General features: G+C 65.6%; 18 protein-coding genes. 6 read left to right on the forward strand and 12 right to left on the reverse strand.

What is annotated here, in order from left to right:
• Nucleotides 1-1,906, forward strand: a 1,906-nt coding sequence (acs, locus tag D2V07_RS09490) for an acetate--CoA ligase (protein WP_119586767.1), incomplete at its 5' end; no start/stop codon positions are given.
• Between the two features lie 11 nt (nucleotides 1,907-1,917).
• Here the strand turns inward: acs and hemN are convergent.
• From hemN to ccoN, 10 genes are read right to left on the reverse strand one after another with little or no spacing between them, the layout of a single operon-like run.
• Nucleotides 1,918-3,231: an oxygen-independent coproporphyrinogen III oxidase gene (gene hemN, locus D2V07_RS09495; protein ID WP_119586768.1), complete on the reverse strand. Its 1,314-nt coding sequence runs from the start codon at nucleotides 3,229-3,231 to the stop codon at nucleotides 1,918-1,920.
• Between the two features lie 32 nt (nucleotides 3,232-3,263).
• On the reverse strand, nucleotides 3,264-3,497 hold the full coding sequence (locus D2V07_RS09500) for a hypothetical protein (protein ID WP_147366929.1): 234 nt from the start codon (nucleotides 3,495-3,497) through the stop codon (nucleotides 3,264-3,266).
• Nucleotides 3,494-3,649 carry a cbb3-type cytochrome oxidase assembly protein CcoS gene (ccoS, locus tag D2V07_RS09505; protein WP_119586770.1) on the reverse strand — a complete coding sequence of 52 codons (156 nt, stop codon included), beginning with the start codon at nucleotides 3,647-3,649 and terminating at the stop codon, nucleotides 3,494-3,496. Before ccoS ends, D2V07_RS09500 begins: the two co-directional genes overlap by 4 nt.
• On the reverse strand, nucleotides 3,646-5,760 hold the full coding sequence (locus D2V07_RS09510) for a heavy metal translocating P-type ATPase (protein ID WP_119586771.1): 2,115 nt from the start codon (nucleotides 5,758-5,760) through the stop codon (nucleotides 3,646-3,648). The genes ccoS and D2V07_RS09510 overlap by 4 nt, the downstream gene beginning before the upstream one ends.
• Entirely contained in the window at nucleotides 5,757-6,215 is a 459-nt protein-coding gene (locus D2V07_RS09515; protein ID WP_119587163.1) for a FixH family protein, read from the reverse strand. Before D2V07_RS09515 ends, D2V07_RS09510 begins: the two co-directional genes overlap by 4 nt.
• A complete protein-coding gene (gene ccoG, locus D2V07_RS09520) occupies nucleotides 6,215-7,669 on the reverse strand; it encodes a cytochrome c oxidase accessory protein CcoG (RefSeq protein ID WP_119586772.1) in 1,455 nt (484 codons plus the stop codon). Before ccoG ends, D2V07_RS09515 begins: the two co-directional genes overlap by 1 nt.
• Complete coding sequence (ccoP, locus tag D2V07_RS09525) at nucleotides 7,656-8,567, reverse strand: cytochrome-c oxidase, cbb3-type subunit III (protein ID WP_119586773.1); 912 nt, start codon at nucleotides 8,565-8,567, stop codon at nucleotides 7,656-7,658. The genes ccoG and ccoP overlap by 14 nt, the downstream gene beginning before the upstream one ends.
• Nucleotides 8,560-8,730, reverse strand: coding sequence for a cbb3-type cytochrome c oxidase subunit 3 (locus D2V07_RS09530; RefSeq protein WP_119586774.1), 171 nt, complete (start codon nucleotides 8,728-8,730; stop codon nucleotides 8,560-8,562). The genes ccoP and D2V07_RS09530 overlap by 8 nt, the downstream gene beginning before the upstream one ends.
• A complete protein-coding gene (ccoO, locus tag D2V07_RS09535) occupies nucleotides 8,727-9,548 on the reverse strand; it encodes a cytochrome-c oxidase, cbb3-type subunit II (RefSeq protein ID WP_119587164.1) in 822 nt (273 codons plus the stop codon). The genes D2V07_RS09530 and ccoO overlap by 4 nt, the downstream gene beginning before the upstream one ends.
• Nucleotides 9,549-9,559: 11 nt before the next feature.
• A complete protein-coding gene (gene ccoN, locus D2V07_RS09540; RefSeq protein WP_119586775.1) occupies nucleotides 9,560-11,215 on the reverse strand; it encodes a cytochrome-c oxidase, cbb3-type subunit I in 1,656 nt (551 codons plus the stop codon).
• A 213-nt stretch (nucleotides 11,216-11,428) separates the two neighbouring features.
• Here ccoN and D2V07_RS09545 point away from each other — a divergent pair, with 213 nt between their 5' ends.
• On the forward strand, nucleotides 11,429-12,109 hold the full coding sequence (locus D2V07_RS09545) for an OmpW/AlkL family protein (RefSeq protein ID WP_119586776.1): 681 nt from the start codon (nucleotides 11,429-11,431) through the stop codon (nucleotides 12,107-12,109).
• Nucleotides 12,110-12,124: 15 nt separating this feature from the next.
• Here the strand turns inward: D2V07_RS09545 and D2V07_RS09550 are convergent, their stop codons facing one another.
• Nucleotides 12,125-12,823: a Crp/Fnr family transcriptional regulator gene (locus D2V07_RS09550; RefSeq protein ID WP_119586777.1), complete on the reverse strand. Its 699-nt coding sequence runs from the start codon at nucleotides 12,821-12,823 to the stop codon at nucleotides 12,125-12,127.
• A 131-nt stretch (nucleotides 12,824-12,954) separates the two neighbouring features.
• Here D2V07_RS09550 and bchI point away from each other — a divergent pair, with 131 nt between their 5' ends.
• From bchI to D2V07_RS09570, 4 genes are read left to right on the forward strand one after another with little or no spacing between them, the layout of a single operon-like run.
• A complete protein-coding gene (bchI, locus tag D2V07_RS09555) occupies nucleotides 12,955-13,956 on the forward strand; it encodes a magnesium chelatase ATPase subunit I (protein ID WP_119586778.1) in 1,002 nt (333 codons plus the stop codon).
• Between the two features lie 6 nt (nucleotides 13,957-13,962).
• The gene (locus D2V07_RS09560; protein WP_233548335.1) at nucleotides 13,963-15,645 is read left to right on the forward strand and encodes a magnesium chelatase subunit D; all 1,683 of its coding nucleotides are present in this window, start codon (nucleotides 13,963-13,965) and stop codon (nucleotides 15,643-15,645) included.
• Entirely contained in the window at nucleotides 15,642-16,559 is a 918-nt protein-coding gene (gene bchO / locus D2V07_RS09565; RefSeq protein ID WP_119586780.1) for an alpha/beta fold hydrolase BchO, read from the forward strand. Before D2V07_RS09560 ends, bchO begins: the two co-directional genes overlap by 4 nt.
• Nucleotides 16,552-16,752, forward strand: a complete 201-nt coding sequence (locus tag D2V07_RS09570; protein ID WP_119586781.1) for a hypothetical protein — start codon at nucleotides 16,552-16,554, stop codon at nucleotides 16,750-16,752. Before bchO ends, D2V07_RS09570 begins: the two co-directional genes overlap by 8 nt.
• Here D2V07_RS09570 and D2V07_RS09575 read toward each other — a convergent pair.
• On the reverse strand, nucleotides 16,702-17,451 hold the full coding sequence (locus D2V07_RS09575) for a hydroxyneurosporene dehydrogenase (protein WP_233548336.1): 750 nt from the start codon (nucleotides 17,449-17,451) through the stop codon (nucleotides 16,702-16,704). The two genes, D2V07_RS09570 and D2V07_RS09575, sit on opposite strands and share 51 nt — an antisense overlap.
• Nucleotides 17,452-17,508 lie beyond the last annotated feature (57 nt).

The following is a 17,508-nucleotide window of genomic DNA, read 5'->3' on the forward strand; positions in this document are numbered from 1 at the left end:
CGATCCCCACGCCGCGCCCGCGGATTACGAAGCGCGCTACCGGCGTTCTGTGGAGGATGCGGACGGTTTCTGGCTGGAAGAGGCGAAGGAGCGGCTCGACTGGTATGCTGAGCCGACGAAGGCGGGTGAGTGGTCGTTCGATCCGGTGGACATCAGGTGGTTCGCCGACGGTTCGCTGAACCTGTGCTACAACTGCGTCGACCGCCACCTGCCGCAGCATGCAGAGCGCGCGGCGCTGATCTTCGAGCCCGACGATCCTGCCTCGCCCGCGCGCACCCTCACCTATGCCCAGCTTCACGCCGAAGTGGTGCAGATGGCCAATGCGCTGAAGGCGATGGGCGTCGCGAAGGGCGACCGGGTCACGCTCTACATGCCCATGGTGGTCGAGGGCGTGCTGGCCATGCTCGCCTGCGCGCGCATCGGGGCGATCCACTCGGTGGTGTTCGGCGGCTTCTCGCCAGAGGCGCTGGCGGGCCGGCTGGAAGGCTGCGACAGCCGCTTCGTGGTCACCGCCGACGAGGGGCTGCGCGGCGGCAGGACGATCCCCCTGAAAGCCAATGTCGATGCCGCGCTGGATCATGACGGGGTCACGGTCGACGGCGTGCTGGTCGTGCGCCACACCGGCGGCGATATCGCCATGACCGAAGGCCGCGACCACTGGTACCACGATCTTGCCAGCGATGCGGAATGCCCGTGCGAGGAGATGGGCGCGGAAGATCCGCTGTTCATCCTCTACACCTCTGGCTCCACCGGCAAGCCCAAGGGCGTGCTGCACACCACCGGCGGCTATGCCCTGTGGTGCGCGGCGACCTTTTACTACACCTTCGATTACCAGCCGGGCGAAGTGTTCTGGTGCAGCGCCGATATCGGCTGGGTGACGGGGCACAGCTATGTCACCTACGGCCCGCTGCTGAACGCTGGCACCAGCCTGGTGTTCGAAGGGGTGCCCAACTATCCCGATCACGGCCGCTTCTGGGACGTGATTGCAAAGCACAAGGTCAACATCTTCTACACCGCGCCCACCGCCATCCGCGCGCTGATGCGCGAGGGCGATGGCTGGGTGACGCAGCACGACCGTTCTTCCCTGCGCATTCTTGGCACCGTGGGCGAGCCGATCAACCCGGAAGCCTGGCGCTGGTATTACGAGGTGGTGGGCGAGAACCGCTGCCCGGTGGTCGACACCTGGTGGCAGACCGAGACCGGCGGCCACATGATCACCACCCTGCCCTATGCCCACGACATGAAGCCAGGGAGTGCGGGCAGGCCGTTCTTCGGCGTGCAGCCGCTGCTGGTCGATAACGAGGGGCAGCCGCTGCCGGAAGAGGACGGGGTCGCGGCCGAGGGCAACCTGTGCATCGCTGCCAGTTGGCCGGGCCAGGCGCGCACCGTCTACGGCGATCACGACCGCTTTATCGAGGCCTACTTCACCACCTTCCCCGGCCGCTACTTCACCGGCGACGGCTGCCGCCGCGACGGCGATGGGTACTACTGGATCACGGGCCGGGTGGACGACGTGATCAACGTCTCGGGCCACCGCATGGGCACGGCCGAGGTGGAAAGCGCGCTGGTGCTGCACCCCAAGGTGGCAGAGGCCGCGGTGGTGGGTTACCCGCACGAGGTGAAGGGCCAGGGCATCTACTGCTACGTCACCACGATGGAAGGGGTGGAGCCATCGGACGAGCTCCACGCCGAACTGAAACAGCAGGTGCGCCGCGAGATCGGCCCCGTGGCCACGCCCGACCACCTGCATTTCACCGACGGCCTGCCCAAGACCCGCAGCGGCAAGATCATGCGCCGCATCCTCAGGAAGATCGCCGAGAACGACTACGACGCCCTCGGCGATACCTCTACCCTCGCAGACCCATCCCTCGTCCAGCGCCTTATCGACGGACGCCAGAACACGTAGTAGCGGGCCGCTCAGATGGCGGTGCTGAATTGCCGCGCACTTTGCCGACGATAGGGATCGAACGCCGACGCTATGCTGCGCGCATAGGGCACAGCATGGTCGCCTATAGTCACATGGCCGTTGTCCAGCGAGCACAGGCCAGCCTTCAGATAAGGCGTTAGGCGCGCGCTGGCCGCGTCCAGCGTAGCGCTTCCCACCCGCGCACGGCCCCGGCACAGCAGTTCCTCGATGATCGCGCCGCAGCGGCGATCCTCTATGCTGCGGCGCTTGCCGCGTGTCACCGTCAGCCGGCCTTGTGAAAGCATTTCCCGGTAGCGGCCCGAATTCTTTTCGTTCTGTGCCAGCAATCCGGGGAAGGAACTTATGGCGGAAGCGCCGAGTCCGATCAGAACAGGTGCCTGGTCCTCGGTAAAGCCCTGGAAATTCCGCCGCAGCCTGCCCTCTCGCGAAGCCACGGCAATCGGATCGCCAGGCGTCGCGAAATGGTCGAAACCGATGGGCTGGTAACCTGCGGCCAGCAGCCGCTCGTAGCCTGATGCCGCCATGGCGAAACGTGCCGCGTTATCCGGAAGGTTCGAAGCGTCTATCTGGCGCTGGCGGGGAAACATGCCTGGCACGTGGGCATAGCCGAACAGGGCGATGCGATCCGCGCCAAAGCGTGCGGCGCAATCCAGCGACTGCTCGAGATCCTCCATCGTCTGGCCCGGCAGGCCGTACATGAGATCGAAGTTCATCGAGGTGATCCCGGCCTCGCGGAGGATCTCCACGCCTCTCTCGATCATCTCCACCGGCTGCACGCGGCCGATCGCTTCCTGCAAGCGCGGGGAGAAGGTCTGCACCCCCATGCTCGAATGCGTGGCCCCGATCCCGCGCAACACCGCCTGCCATTCGTCGGTAAGGGTCCGGGGGTCGAGTTCGACCGAGACCGTCGGCCTATCCAGCGGAAACTTGATGACGAGCTGGTCGAACAGGCGAACGAGATCGACCGGGGCGACCGCATTGGGACTGCCGCCGCCGAATGCGATGCGCGTGACGCGGGCATTGGCCGGCAACAGCGCGGCAACCAGCGCGATCTCGCGGTGCAGGGCTTCCATGTAACTGGCGAGGCGCTGCTTGCGGTTGGCCGCCGCCGTGTTGCAGCCGCAGTACCAGCATATCTTCTCGCAGAACGGGATGTGGATATAGAGCGATACCTCGCCAGTCGCCGTGGCGACCGCATCGGCAAGGTCCGCCGGGCCGATGTCATCGGCAAATTCCGCCGCGGTAGGATAGCTGGTATAGCGCGGAACCGGCACGGCGAGCAGATCGGGATAGTAAGGCCACATGCGATTATCCCTTCACTGGTTTGCGGGCGGTTTCATTGTTCTGGATCAACGGCATCGCGTTTCTCGCGCCGCTGGCATCCCTTGGCGCAGCAAAGCGTGGCGGGCATGGCGGGCGCATCGCCCGATTTCAGAGGAATGGCGAGAGTGCCGCCGTGGCACAGGGCCAGCACGAGCCGGGATTGCCCCGTATCGCCGGGCAGAGCGATCGAACCAGCCATGGCCGGAACAAGTGCCGCGATCCCGACGATCTGTCCCACCATGCTCATGCGGGGCTATCCTCATCATCGTCCAGCAGGATGCGCGCGGCCGCGCCATCGGGATCCTCGAACTGGTTGTTGCGCAGCGCCCAGAAGAACGCGGCCAGACCAGCCAGGCCCAGCAGCAGCGCGATGGGCAAGAGGATGATCACTCCATTCACTTTGCAGCTCTCATCAGGCGCAGCGAATTGGCCACCACCAGCAGCGAACTGGCGGACATGGCAATCGCAGCGATCAGCGGCGTCACCAGTCCCGCGACAGCCAGCGGTACGGCAAACAGGTTGTAGACGATGGCAAGGGCGAAGTTCTGCTTCACCACCTGCATGGTCTTCCGGGAAGCGCGCACGGTGCGTGGCAGGGCAGACAGCGAATCCTGCACAAACACGAAATCGGCAGCCTGCAGTCCCACGTCGCTGGCAGAGCCCGGTGCGATGGAGACATTGGCTGCAGCCAGCGCCGGTCCATCGTTCAGGCCATCGCCAACCATCAGTACCTTTCGGTCAGCATTGCGCAGCCGGGCGACCAGCGCCTGCTTGTCTTCCGGTCGGGCATTGGCCTGCACTGTCAGGCCGACTTCGCGGGCCACGCCTGCCGCGCCCCGTGCCGTATCGCCCGACAGTATCGAGCACTCGATACCCTGCGCCTGCAATAGTTCGATAGCGTCACGGGCATCCGGGCGCAGCGTATCGGCAACTGGGATCAGGCGATCCGGCCCCAGTCCGGTCTGCAGAAGGACGGCGGTAGTGCCCGAAGTTTCGGGCCGCTTCAGTGCTACCGCGCGGCCCTCGCAGGTGCCGAACACGCCCTCGCCTGCCCGCTCTATGACGTTCGTCAGCGTGGCCGAAACGATCCCGTTCGAGGTCAGCGCCTTTTCAAGTGCGCGCGACAGCGGGTGCCGGCTGTGCGACGCGAGCGCGAGAGCGATTGCCGCCTCATCCTCGCTCAGGGTCGCCAGCGACTGTTCATCGGGCACCGGGCGGCCCAGCGTCAGTGTGCCGGTCTTGTCGAGTAGTGCGCGGTCAATACTGGCGAGGCGTTCGAAGGCGGACCCGTCCTTCACCAGGATACCTGCGCGCATGAGGGCGCCGCTCGCCACCACCTGCGACACCGGAACGGCGAGGCCGAGGGCGCAGGGACAGGTGATGATGAGCACGGCCACGCCGATCACCAGCGCCTGGTAGAGCGAAGCCCCGGCCACCAGCCAGCCGACCACGGTCAGCAGGGCGAGCGAATGGACGGCGGGCGCATAGAGCCGCGCGGCGCGGTCCGCGATGCGGACGTAGCGGCTGCGGTCCTGCGTACTGGCTTCCATCAGGCGGGCGATCTCGGCCAGCGTGGTGTCGGCGCCGGCGCTGCTGACGCGCACGTCCACCGGTGCTTCGAGGTTCAGCGTTCCGGCCAGCGCCGTTTCGCCCTGCGCCAGCGCGACCGGGCGGCTCTCGCCCGTCAGCAGGGACTGGTCGAACCGGCTGCGACCCGAAACTATCTCGCCATCGGCGGCCAGGCGTTCTCCCGTGGCAACGCGCATCACCATGCCCGGCTGCAGGTCCTCGGCGGCGAGATAGGTCAGCGATCCGTCAGCGCCGACGACCTGCGCGCCCTTGGCCGCCTGGCTCACCAGCGCCTCCACGCCGCTGCGCGCCCTGTCGCGCATCATCGCATCGAGCACGCGGCCCGCCAGCAGGAAGGTGAGCAGCATAAGTGCCCCATCGAACCACGCGTGCTGGCCGCCGACCCACGTTTCGTAGAGGCTGAGACCGCTGGCGATGATGACGCCGAGCGAGATCGGCACGTCCATGTTCGTAGTGCCGCGCTTCAACGCACCCCATGCGGACCTGAAGAACGGCCGCCCGGCAAAGCCGATGGCGGGCAGCGCGATCAGCGCGGAAATCCAGTGGAACAGTTCCCGCGTGGAGCCTTCCGCGCCCGACCACACGCTGACCGACAGCAGCATCACGTTCATCGCCGCAAAGGCCGCGACGGCCAGTGGAGCCAGCAGCGGCTTTACCGCACTGTAGGGCCGCTCCGCCTGCTTGCGACGCGGCTGCGCCTCGAACCCGGCCTCGGCGATGAAGTGGGTCAGGTCGCCCTCGTCCACGGTGCCATCGTGCGTTACCGTCACCATGCGCGAGGACAGGTTCACGCGGGCAGCGACCACGCCGTCATGCGCCAAGAGACCGCGCTCCACCTTGCTCATGCAACCGGCGCAGTGCATCCCCGGCACGGCGAGAACGCTGACGTGCTCGTCGGGAAATTGCGGCAGCGCGGTCATGAGAGATCATCCTCACGCCGCCAGGTAGAGACACCGTCACTCAGTTCCAGCCGCAGCGTCCAGCGGCCTTCGGGCAGTTCCTCGTCGGAGAGGTAGGTGCCCTCCCCGATGCGCGAAAAGCCGAGCGTCTGGTCGGGCCTGCGCCCGAGTGGGTGGCGGGCCGTTGCCGTGGCCGAGAGGTAATCGGGTGCGCCATCGACGGAGACGACCAGCCGCCCATCCGGGCGCCACGTCGTGACCGCCTGCCAGCCCAGCGCCTCGCTTTCGCGCGCCTGCTCCAGCCACCCATTGTATTCCTGGCTGGCGACATAGGAATTCTGGACAACGATCCCACCGAAGGTGGAGCTGGCGTAGCTTGCCATAGTGAAGTTCACCGCCGCCACGCTGCCGAAGAAGGCGACGAGGATGCCGGTCATGTGCCAGCCGGTGAACTGCTTGCGGGATGTCTTGGCCATCATTCGTCTCCGGGTGTCACGAAGCGGACTTCCACCGCGTCTGTTTCTGCCTGCTCGTCCAGCGAGACGACCGACAGGCTGAAATCCTGCGCATCGGTGCCCTGCGGCGCGCGCACGTAGAGGCGCACGGTCTGGGTCGCGTCGGCAGGTACGGGCAAGTCGATCGTGCGAGCTGCATCGTCACCGGACATCGTGTCGGACCACATCACCGCCCCGGGCAGGCCCTCGATCCCCACGCGCATTTCGCGCGGGCGGGCTTCCATGTTGCGCAGCTTCACGGTGTAGTTGTTGCGCACCTCGCCATCGCTCATCAGCATGTAGGGCGGATTGCGATCGGGCGCGGCGCTGATTTCCGTATGCGTGCGGGCGGAAAGGGCGAACAGCAGGCCAAGGCCGATGCCCGCCCAGACGCAGAAATACAGCACCGAGCGTGGGCGAAGAACCTTCTTCCACGTCGGGCGATGGTCCTGTCCCCTGATCTCGCCCTCGCTATCTTCCAGCGTCAGGTAGTCGATCAGCCCGCGCGGGCGGCCTACTTCGTCCATCACCCGGTCGCAGGCGTCGATGCAAAGGCCGCAGGTGATGCAGGAGATGTCCGGTCCCTTGCGGATGTCCCAGCCCGTGGGGCACACGGCCACGCACTGGTTGCAGTCGATGCAGTCGCCGAATTCGCCGGGGTGCTTCTGCGCCTTCTTCACGCTGCCGCGCGGTTCGCCGCGCCAGTCCTTGTAGGTAACGGTGAGGGACTTTTCGTCCATCATCGCGGTCTGTATGCGCGGCCAGGGGCACATGTAGATGCACACCTGCTCGCGCATGAAACCGCCGAAGATGAAGGTGGTGGCGGTCAGGATGCCGACGGTCGCGTAGGCGACGAAGGGCGCTTCCAGCGTCCAGAACTCGCGCACCAGCGTGGGCGCGTCGGCAAAGTACATGATCCATGCGCCGCCGGTCCAGAAGGCGATGACGAGGTAGATCGTCCATTTGAACAATCGCCGCGCGATCTTGCCCGCCGTCCACGGCGCCGCGTCCAGCCGCATACGCTTGTTCCGGTCACCGTCCACGAAGCGGTCGACATGCTGGAACAGGTCCGTCCACACGGTCTGCGGGCAGGCGTAGCCGCACCAGGCGCGGCCCACCATGCTGGTGAGAAGGAAAAGCCCGATGCCCGCCATGATCAGCAATCCGGCCACGAAATAGAACTCGTGCGGCCAGATCTCGATGTTGAACATGTAGAACCGGCGGTTCGCCAGGTCGACGAGCACGGCCTGATCCGGCGCGTAGGGTCCACGGTCCCAGCGGATCCACGGCGTTCCGTAATAGATCGCCAGGGTGACAAGCATGATCAGCCACTTGAAGCGGCGGAAGAACCCGTCGATCCGCTTGGGATGCACTTTCCTGCGGGACTCGTAAGTGCCCAGCAGGCTGTGATGCAGTTGGGGATCAGGGCTGTTCATCGACCTCGACCTCGGGATCCTCGGCAACTTCGATGAAGTCCTCACCTCCCCCGAGCGAATGGACATAGGCGGCCAGCATGGAGATGGTGACCGGGTCGAGGCGCCCCTCCCACTTGGGCATCATGCCCATTCTGGGATTGAGTATCTGCGACGTGATGGCTTCCCGGCTGCTGCCGCGCAGCCAGATCGCATCGGAAAGGTTCGGCGCTCCGAACTGGCGGGAGCCTTTCCCGGCAGGACCATGGCAGGCCGCGCAGTTCTGCTCGAACAGCTCCGCACCGCGCGCATCGGGTTCTCCCAGGCCGCTGAGCGAGCGAACGTGGTCGACAACCGCGCTCACCTCCTGTGGCGCGAGAATTCCGTCGAAGCTCGGCATGGCGCTGAAACGGGTCTCGCTATCGCCGGACTGTCGGATGCCATGCGTCAGCGTGTATTCGATGGCGCGGATATCGCCGCCCCACAGCCAGTCGTCATCGTTGAGGTTGGGATAGCCCAGTTCCTGATTGCCCGCCGCGCCGGAACCGTGGCACTGGATGCAGTGGATCTGGAACGCGGCGCGGCCACCGGCCACGGCCTGCTGCATCAGCGGCGCATCTTCGGAAAGGCGTTCGAGCGGGACCTGCGCGATTTCCTCGCGCACCGTGGCGCGGGCCTGGTCGGCAACGGCCATTTCCTCGGCCAGTTGTCCCCGACTGGTCCAGCCGAGCACGCCTTCGGTGCCCTTCTCGATCAGCGGCCATGCCGGGAACAGGATCACGTAGCCCAGCGCCCACACGACCGTGGCGTAGAAGGTCCACAACCACCAGCGGGGCAGCGGGGTGTTCAATTCCTCGATGCCGTCCCACTCGTGGCCGACAAATTCGGTGCCGGTGGGCTCGTCGACTCTTTTGTTACCCATCGTTCTCGTCCTTGAAGATCATCTTGGCGGCATTGTCGTGGTGCGGTTTCGCAGCCGGACGGAAGGCCCAGAGGCCGAAGAACAGCCACAGCAGCACCATGGCCAGCAGGCCCCAGCTATCGGCCAGGTGACGCAGGAATTCGTATGTCGAGTGCCCGCTCATCGGCCTGTCTCCGATGCCAGTTCTTCCTGCGCGGCGGCGCTGTTCACATCCACCAGCGTGCCCAGCATCTGCAGGTAGGCGACCAGCGCATCCATCTCGGTAACGCGCGTGGGATCGCCGTCGAAATCGCGCACCTGGGCGCCGGGATAGCGTTCCTCCAGGTCCCCTGCGGGCACATCGGGATCGGCCTGCGCGATCAGGTCGGCCTCGGCATTCGCGAGATCGGTATCGGTATAGGGCACGCCCACGATGCGCAGCGCTTTTAGCATCCCCTCGGGATCGGGCACGCGAAGGCTCGTCTCCGACAGGAAGCCGTATTGCGGCATGATCGATTGCGGCACCACGCTTTGCGGGTTTTCCAGGTGCTGCACATGCCATTCGTCGGAATAGCGACCGCCCACGCGCGCCAGGTCTGGCCCGGTGCGCTTGGAGCCCCACTGGAACGGGTGGTCGTACATCGATTCCGCCGCCAGCGAGTAGTGGCCGTAGCGCTCCACCTCGTCACGGAAGGGGCGGATCATCTGGCTGTGGCAGGTGTAGCACCCTTCGCGCACGTAGATATCGCGTCCGGCCTGCTCCAGCGGGGTGTAGGGGCGCATGCCCTCCACTTCCTCGATGGTGTTATCGATCCAGAAGAGCGGGGCGATCTCCACGATGCCGCCGATTGCCACCACTACCAGCGCGATGGCGCCCAGCAGGGTCACATTGCGCTCCAGCACCTGGTGCCCCTTCACCGTGGCGGCGACATCGGGCGGCACGTCGGAAAGCGGCGGTGCGGACCTGGCCTGATTTCTTTGGACGTTGTCTTTGTCGGTCATGTCCGTCTCTTTCATTCGGCAGGCGTGGCGACGAACGGGCGGTCCGCCGCTTCGTCGTATTTCGCATCGTTCATGGGAGCTTCGGTGCGCAGCTTGCCGGCGATGGTCAGCCACACGTTGGCGACCATGATCAGCGCACCGGCGAGGTACATGAGGCCGCCCAACGCGCGCAGCAGGAACATCGGGTGCAATGCTGCCACGGTGTCGACGAAGCTGTTCACCAGGTATCCGTCGATGCCGTATTCGCGCCACATCAGGCCTTGGGTGATGCCCGCCACCCACATGCTGGCGGCGTAGAAAACGATGCCCACGGTCGCGAGCCAGAAGTGCCAGTTGACCATGCGCAGCGAATACAGCCGCTCGCGATTCCACAGGCGCGGGACGAGGAAGTAAACGGCGGCAAAGGTGATCATGCCGTTCCATCCCAGCGCGCCTGAGTGGACGTGGCCGATGGTCCAGTCGGTGTAGTGCGACAGGGAATTGACGCTCTTGATCGACAGCATCGGCCCTTCGAAAGTGCTCATGCCGTAGAAGGCCAGCGCCATCACCATCATGCGGATGATCGGATCGGTGCGGATCTTGTCCCATGCGCCGTTCAGCGTCATCAGGCCGTTGATCATGCCGCCCCAGCTGGGCATCCACAGCATGATGGAGAACACCATGCCCAGCGTCTGCGCCCAGTCGGGCAGCGCGGTGTAGTGAAGGTGGTGCGGGCCTGCCCAGATGTAGAGGAAGATCAGCGACCAGAAGTGGATGATCGACAGGCGATAGGAATAGACCGGCCGCTCCGCCTGCTTCGGCACGAAGTAGTACATCATGGCGAGGAAGCCGGCGGTGAGGAAGAAGCCCACCGCGTTGTGGCCATACCACCACTGCACCAGCGCGCCCTGCACGCCGCCAAAGACGGGATAGCTGCGCGAGCCCAGGAAGCTGACGGGAATGTCGAGATTGTTGACGACGTGCAGCATCGCCACCGTCAGGATGAAGGCGAGGTAGAACCAGTTGGCGACGTAGATGTGCGGCTCTTTGCGCTTCAGGATCGTGCCGACGAAGACAACCAGGTACACCACCCAGACCACGGTCAGCCACCAGTCGACGTACCATTCCGGCTCGGCATATTCCTTGCCCTGCGAGACGCCCAGCAGGTAGCCGGTCGCGGCCAGCACGATGAACAGCTGGTAGCCCCAGAACACGAAGCGCGCCGCGCCCGGAAAGGCCAGCCGCGCGCGGCAGGTGCGCTGCACGACGTAGAAGCTGGTGGCGATCAGCGCGTTGCCGCCAAAGGCGAAGATCACTGCGCTGGTATGCAGCGGGCGCACACGTCCGAAGTTGAACCAAGGTTCGAAATTCAGTTCGGGCCAGACCAGTTGCAGGGCGATAAAAAGCCCCGCCAGGAAACCGGCAATTCCCCAGAAGACCGTGGCGATGACACCCCAGCGTACCGGATCGTCGTCATAGCGCGACTGGTCCGCCGGAAGCCGAAGCACGTCACGCGTCTTCGCGTCGAACTCGGTATTCCAGACCGTTGCGACCAAGCCAATGAAGGCGGCGATCGAGACGACCAGCATGTGCGCGGAGAAAGCCGCGTCCTGCGCGCCCGCCAGCGCGGCGAGGCACAGCAGCAGTATCGCGAACCACATGCCGGTGCGGGAGAGTGTAGCGTCCATTGTTTGACCCCTTCAGAACAAGGGGCCTTTGCGGCAGCGCAGCACCGGTTTCGTTGACCTGAGTCAAAAACATCGTTTCGCGAAAAAGAAATTTTCGTGCGCGAAATTTGCGCTGGGTCAAAGCGCCCCGGCAACGCCCGGCGCACATCCCCGCCACGCCGCCGGCATGGGTCATATATCTGACGACCACCGCGGCGATTATGGAGACATACCATGAAAACTGCCAAGGTTTCGAAGGCGGGCATCCTTGCCCTTGCCGCTGCTGCCGGTCTTGCTGCGCTGCCCGCCGCCGCGCAGGAAGCCGGAGATATCCAGGTCAAGGTAATGGCGACGGGAGTATTGCCCGACGGTAAGATAAAGTCGGTCGATCTCGACCTTGTCGGGCTGCCCGCAGGCACCCAGACCGAGGCCAACGACAATGTCGTTCCCACCGTGGCCATCGAGTATTTCGTAGCCCCCAGCTTTTCGATCGAGACGATCTGCTGCGTTACCCAGCACGATGTCGACGGCGTCGATGGCGCGGCAGGGACGGAACTTGTCGCCGACGGACTGCTGCTGCCCGCGACCGTTACGGGCAAGTTCCATCTCAACGCCGGGGGCGTGTCGCCATATCTTGGCGCGGGGGTCGCCTATTTCATCTGGCTCGATGATGAGCCGGGCGCGACCGCCGTGGCTCTTGGAGCGGACGATTTCTCGCTGAGCGACGAGTTTGGCGTAGTGCTGCAGGCGGGCATCGACGTGCCCGTAAGCGAGAGCTTCCTCGTTTCCGTGGACGCCAAGCGCTATTTCATCGACACCACCGCAACATGGTTCGCCAACGGTACGCCGGTAATCCAGACCGAGCACCAGCTCGATCCATGGGTAATCAGCGCAGGTGTCGGCTTCCGCTTCTGACCGGTAGCGGGCGTTTTAGCCCGCCATATCCTCCAGCGCCGTTCGGTCGAGGATCTCGACCGTGCGGCGCGTGGGCAGGTCGATCACACCCTCGCGCTTGAGCGTCGTCATCTGGCGGCTGACAGTCTCGATGGTGAGGCCGAGCACATCGGCGACCTGCTGGCGCGAGAACGGCAGGTCGAATTTTCGCAAAGGCCCACTCGAGGGGCCTTCGCAGCCGGTTTCGAGAAGCCGGTCGGACATTTCCAGCAGGAAAGTGGCGACCTTCTCCTGCGCCGTCTTGCGCGAAAGGAGCAACATCCACTTGCGCGTGCGGTCCAGTTCTCCCAGCGTCCGCTCCAGCAGCTTGTGCTCCAGCTTGGGATGTTCGCCGGCAAACCGGTCGAAATCTGCCCGCGCGAACACGCATACGCGCGCTTCGGTCAGCGCGGTTACCGAATGGCCGGCAGCGCCCCCGAATGGCCTGCCGATGAAATCTGACGGATAGACGACTCCGACGATCTGCTCCCGCCCGTCCTCGGTGGAAGATGAAAGCTTCAGCACGCCCTCGATCACGTTGGCGACAAGAACGCTCTCGTCGCCTTCCCAGATCAGCGGTTCGCCCGGCTCCAGCGTACGGCGCCTGCCGATCGCGTTGAGCGTGACGAGTTCGTCCGCACCCAGCCCGGCACAAATTGCGCGATTGCGGACAACGCAGGTATCACATCCAGTCATGCTGTTCCGCTACCAGTTGCAGGCGTCAGGCTCAATCGCCGATAGCGATCATGTCACTGAAACCAGCCGCGCATGGCGGCGGGAAAATTGGCGCTTGCCCTCCTGCCGCGGCTTGGCCAGACTGCACCTGCATGGCTCGCTTTCCCTTCTCTGCAATCGTCGGCCAGGACGAGATGAAAAGGGCGCTGCTGATCGCCGCTGTCGAACCTGCAATTGGCGGGGTGATGGTCTTCGGCGACCGCGGTACCGGCAAATCCACCGCAGCACGGGCACTGGCAGCACTGATGCCGCCGATACCGGTGACGGAGGGTTGCCGCTATCACTGCCGGCCCGAAGAACGCGGCACCTGCCCCGATCCCTGCACATCGGGACGCACGCGGAAAATGGCGGTTCCCTTCGTGGACCTGCCGCTTGGCGCGACGGAGGACAGGGTCGTCGGTGCGCTAGACCTTGAACGGGCGCTGCGTTCCGGGGAAAAGGCGTTCGAGCCCGGCCTGCTGGCCAAGGCCCACCGCGGGTTTCTCTACATCGACGAGATCAACCTGCTGGAAGACCACCTGGTCGACCTGCTGCTGGATGTTGCCGCTTCGGGGGAGAACCTCGTTGAGCGAGAGGGGCTATCGGTACGCCACCGCGCCCGGTTCGTGCTGATCGGCAGCGGCAACCCGGAAGAAGGCGAGCTTCGCCCCCAGTTGCTCGACCGCTTCGGCCTTTCGGTGGAAGTGCGCACGCCCGGCAATATCGATGACCGGGTCGAGATCATGCGGCGCTGCGCCGCGCAGGAAGCCGATCCTGATGCGTTTGCCGAAAGCTGGCAGGACGAGGACCAGAAGGTCCTGCGTCAGATTGCACGCGGACAGAAAAAGCTTCCTTCGATGAGCGTGCCTGACGAGGTGCTGATCGACGCCGCCAACCTGTGCCAGGCGGTGAAGGCCGACGGGATGCGCGGCGAACTCACGCTGATGCGCGCCTCGCGCGCGCTGGCCGCGCTGGACGGCGCAAAGACTGTGCAGCGCAAGCACCTGCTCGAGGTCGCCCCCATGGCGCTGCGCCACCGGCTGCGGCGCGATGTGCTGGACGAAACCGGTTCCAGCGCGCGGATAGAGCGGGCCATCGAAGAACTTTTCGGATAGATCGCGGTGCCGACGGACCCGCTCGCCGATGCCCTGCTGGCGGTCCGCCTGTTCGCTCTCGCCCCACGGCAACTTGGCGGCATAACCCTGCGCGGCGGGGGGCCGGTGCGCGACCTGCTGATCGAGGAACTGCGCACACTGATGGCGGGGCGGACGATCCGCCGCCTGCCTGCCAATGTCGATGACGAGCGATTGCAGGGCGGCATCGACATCGCCGCCAGCCTTACAGCCGGGCAAAGCGTGCGCCAGGCGGGCTTGCTCGACGAAGTGCAGGGAGGCGGCATCCTGATCGTGCCGATGGCGGAGCGGTTGCGGGACGCGGTTGCCGGAAAGATCGCGCAGGCCATGGAAAGCGGCAGCGAGACCTTCGGTCTCATCCTGCTGGACGATGGCATTGGCCCCGACGAGAGGCCGCCGGAATCGCTGCTGGAACGAACCGCCCTGGCTGTCGATCTTTCGGCCATCGATACTCTCGATTTCCCTGCTGCCCCCGCCGAACAGCCACTTTCGCTGCAAGCGGTAGCATCCGCAGATGACGGACAGCTGGATACCATTGCCGCGACGGCCCTGGCTCTTGGCGTACATTCGGCACGTGCGCTGCTGTTCGCCCATGCTGCGACGCGTGCGAATGCCGCTCTGCATGGCCGCGGCCATGTTGGCGACGAGGATCTGCAGGCCGCCGCCCGCCTCGTTCTCGCTCCCCGCGCCACGCAGATACCGCAGGTTGAGCCCGAGGCCCCGCCTGCCGATGAAGCGCCCTCCCCCGGCAATTCCGACGCGCCGGAACAGCAGACCAGCGGTCCGCCGCCCGAGGACCTCGTGCTGGAAGCGGCGCTGGCGGCCATTCCTCCCGATGTTCTCGCGCTGCTGGCAGACCAGAAGGGACGGCGAAACGCGGGTGGCAGCGGCGGCGGTCGCAAGGCCCAGTCCAGATTGCGTGGCAAGCCGCTGGGGGCCCGGCCCGGCACACCGCGCGGCGGTGCCCGGCTGGCTTTGGTGGATACCCTGCGGTCCGCCGTGCCATGGCAGGCCCTGCGCCGGCGAGAACTGAGCACGCCCCGCGAAGACGTGCTGGTCCGCAAGTCGGACCTGCGCATCCGCCGGTTCGAGGAACGCAGCGCAGCCGTGACGATTTTCGCGGTCGATGCCTCGGGCTCGGCCGCCATGGCCCGCCTGGCAGAGGCGAAGGGCGCCGTCGAACTACTGCTGGCGCAGGCTTACGTCACGCGCAGCGAGGTGGCGCTGATCGCCTTTCGCGGCGAGGGGGCCGAACTGTTGCTGCCGCCCACCCGCTCGCTGACGCGGGCACGCCGGGCGCTGGCAGGGCTGCCGGGCGGCGGCGGAACACCCCTGGCAGCGGGACTCCACGCCGCGCGTCATCTTGGCGAAAGCGTGGCAGCACGGGGCAGCACCCCGTTTCTGGTCTTCCTGACAGATGGCAGCGCGAACATCGGCGCGGATGGCTTTCCCGGCCGCGCCCAAGCAAGGGCGGATGCGGAGAAGGCCGCTCGCGCCATTGCCGCCAGTGGCCTCGCCGCCGTGGTGGTCGACATTGCGCCGCGCCCCCGCCCCGACGCCCGCGACCTCGCCGCAGCCATGGCAGCGCGCTACCTGCCCCTGCCGATGGCCGATGCCAGGGCTTTGAGCGCCGCAGTCGATGCGGCAAGGCCAAAAGGCATGGCAGCTTGAGCGGCCCGCCAGACTGGCAGCGCGAGGGCCGCATTTTTCCGCACCAGGACGCCAGCCGTTTCGTCAAGGCCGGATCGCTCGAATGGCATGTGCAGGTCATGGGCAGCGGTCCGGCGCTCCTCCTGCTTCACGGGACCGGTGCCTCCGCCCACAGCTGGCGCGACGTGATGCCTCTCCTGGCCGAAGACTTCACCGTCATTGCGCCCGACCTGCCGGGTCATGGCTTTACCCGCGGGCGTATTGCCGGAGGTCCGAACCTAAAAGCAGTTGCGCGTGAGGTTGCCCGGCTCCTCGATATTATGGCGGTGAAGCCGGACATGCTGGTTGGGCATTCTGCCGGGGTCGCCATCGCGATCGAACTGGCGCTTGGCGGGTCAGCGGTGCCCGTTGCAGGGTTCTCACCCGCCCTCATGCCCTTCCCCGGTCTTGCCGCACAGCTGTTCCCCGCCATGGCAAAGGTGCTGTTCGTCAATCCGTTCGTGCCACGCATCTTCGCGCGCATGGCTCGGCAATCGGGTGAGACGGCGCGGTTCCTTAGGCGTGCAACGGGGTCTGATATCGATGCGAGCGGCCTGCGCTGTTACGAAGCCCTGCTGGGCAACAGCCGCCATTGCGAAGGCGCGCTGGCACTGATGGCGAACTGGGACCTCGATGCCTTGTCGCGGCGATTGCCCGACCTTACCGTTCCGGTCAGCCTGGTGCACGGATCGCGCGACCGCGCGGTGCCGCTTTCATCCGCCAGGCAGGCTTGCAGCAAGCTGCCCCATTGCGAACTGACGGTGCTGGATGGCCTCGGCCACCTGGCGCACGAGGAACGGCCGGAGGATGCTGCCCGTCACATTCGCCACTTCGCCGCCCGCCATGCTATCATCGCGTCCGGTTCAGTGGACGAGGAGGACGAGCGACATGGATAACCTTTCGCAGCATTTCGGCTGGGTCGAAATCGTCTTTACAGCGCTGGTCGCCTTCGGTTTCGGTTTCTACCAGCTATGGTCGGTCAACCGCGAGATCGCCCGCGACAAGGAAAAGAAAGAGCGCGAATCGAATACGCCTGAATCAAGTGCGCCGGGGCATGCGGTAGGGGAGCATGAACTGCACGATCGGTGAAGCAAACCGGTCGAGGTCCAGGCTTTCCTGCACCGCCACGACTTCCTGCCCGAACAAGCGCGTCGCCAGTGTGGAGCGTGCGTAGAACGGCGCGTCCTCCCAGGTCTTGATGACGCTGGCGTGGCCGCGATCGCCCCGCGTCTTGCGCTCCATCTGCCACAGCGTGTTGGGCAGCGGCGCGACCATCGGCAGATCCACTTCGCCAGGGCAGCCGCTGGAATCGAACCGCAACGCGCTGGCGAAATGCGAGCCGTCGCGCCTCACCCCCTCGTAACAAACAGAGGCATCGCGGCCACGGTGCGCGCGCGACCAGTGCCAGACGCGGAATCCTTCCTCCAGCGACTCGGAGCCGAAGTTGGAATCGAAGTAGGCGGAGCCTTTCCACGATAGCGCGGGCTGCTGCATGTCCACTTCGATCCGGGCGCGCGGAGCGATGCAGTGCCACACGTGATGGCCCGCCGGATCGAGCGCGAAGCTGCGCCCGTTCAGCGTCTCGGGGCGCACTGTCACAGTGCCGCGCACGGGCCGGCGCCAGGGAATGCCCAGCCGCTTGTCGCGCTCGGCAATCTCGATCATCAGCGCGTCGCCCTCCCAGCGCACGCTGCTGGCCGCCAGCTGCAGATAGTCCTCCTCGCGCTCCACCTGGCTCTTGCCGCGCTCTGTCATGCACCAGCGTGCGCGCGGCCCGTATAGCGCCACGTTGAGCGAGCAGTGATCGAGCGGCTCGGGCCTTCCCGAACCCTTGTAGTACGGCGA

The sequence above is a fragment of the Aurantiacibacter zhengii genome, assembly GCF_003584125.1.
Lineage (GTDB): Bacteria > Pseudomonadota > Alphaproteobacteria > Sphingomonadales > Sphingomonadaceae > Alteraurantiacibacter > Alteraurantiacibacter zhengii.

Excerpts from the sequence above, each read along its gene's own strand:
- ccoN (WP_119586775.1), bottom strand. The coding sequence starts at position 11,215 with ATGGACGCTACACTCTCCCGCACCGGCATGTGGTTCGCGATACTGCTG.
- ccoO (WP_119587164.1), bottom strand. The coding sequence starts at position 9,548 with ATGACCGACAAAGACAACGTCCAAAGAAATCAGGCCAGGTCCGCACCG.
- D2V07_RS09545 (WP_119586776.1), top strand. The coding sequence starts at position 11,429 with ATGAAAACTGCCAAGGTTTCGAAGGCGGGCATCCTTGCCCTTGCCGCT.
- D2V07_RS09530 (WP_119586774.1), bottom strand. The coding sequence starts at position 8,730 with ATGAGCGGGCACTCGACATACGAATTCCTGCGTCACCTGGCCGATAGC.
- bchI (WP_119586778.1), top strand. The coding sequence starts at position 12,955 with ATGGCTCGCTTTCCCTTCTCTGCAATCGTCGGCCAGGACGAGATGAAA.
- D2V07_RS09550 (WP_119586777.1), bottom strand. The coding sequence starts at position 12,823 with ATGACTGGATGTGATACCTGCGTTGTCCGCAATCGCGCAATTTGTGCC.
- D2V07_RS09510 (WP_119586771.1), bottom strand. The coding sequence starts at position 5,760 with ATGACCGCGCTGCCGCAATTTCCCGACGAGCACGTCAGCGTTCTCGCC.
- hemN (WP_119586768.1), bottom strand. The coding sequence starts at position 3,231 with ATGTGGCCTTACTATCCCGATCTGCTCGCCGTGCCGGTTCCGCGCTAT.
- D2V07_RS09515 (WP_119587163.1), bottom strand. The coding sequence starts at position 6,215 with ATGGCCAAGACATCCCGCAAGCAGTTCACCGGCTGGCACATGACCGGC.
- D2V07_RS09570 (WP_119586781.1), top strand. The coding sequence starts at position 16,552 with ATGGATAACCTTTCGCAGCATTTCGGCTGGGTCGAAATCGTCTTTACA.
- ccoP (WP_119586773.1), bottom strand. The coding sequence starts at position 8,567 with ATGGGTAACAAAAGAGTCGACGAGCCCACCGGCACCGAATTTGTCGGC.
- ccoG (WP_119586772.1), bottom strand. The coding sequence starts at position 7,669 with ATGAACAGCCCTGATCCCCAACTGCATCACAGCCTGCTGGGCACTTAC.
- D2V07_RS09500 (WP_147366929.1), bottom strand. The coding sequence starts at position 3,497 with ATGAGCATGGTGGGACAGATCGTCGGGATCGCGGCACTTGTTCCGGCC.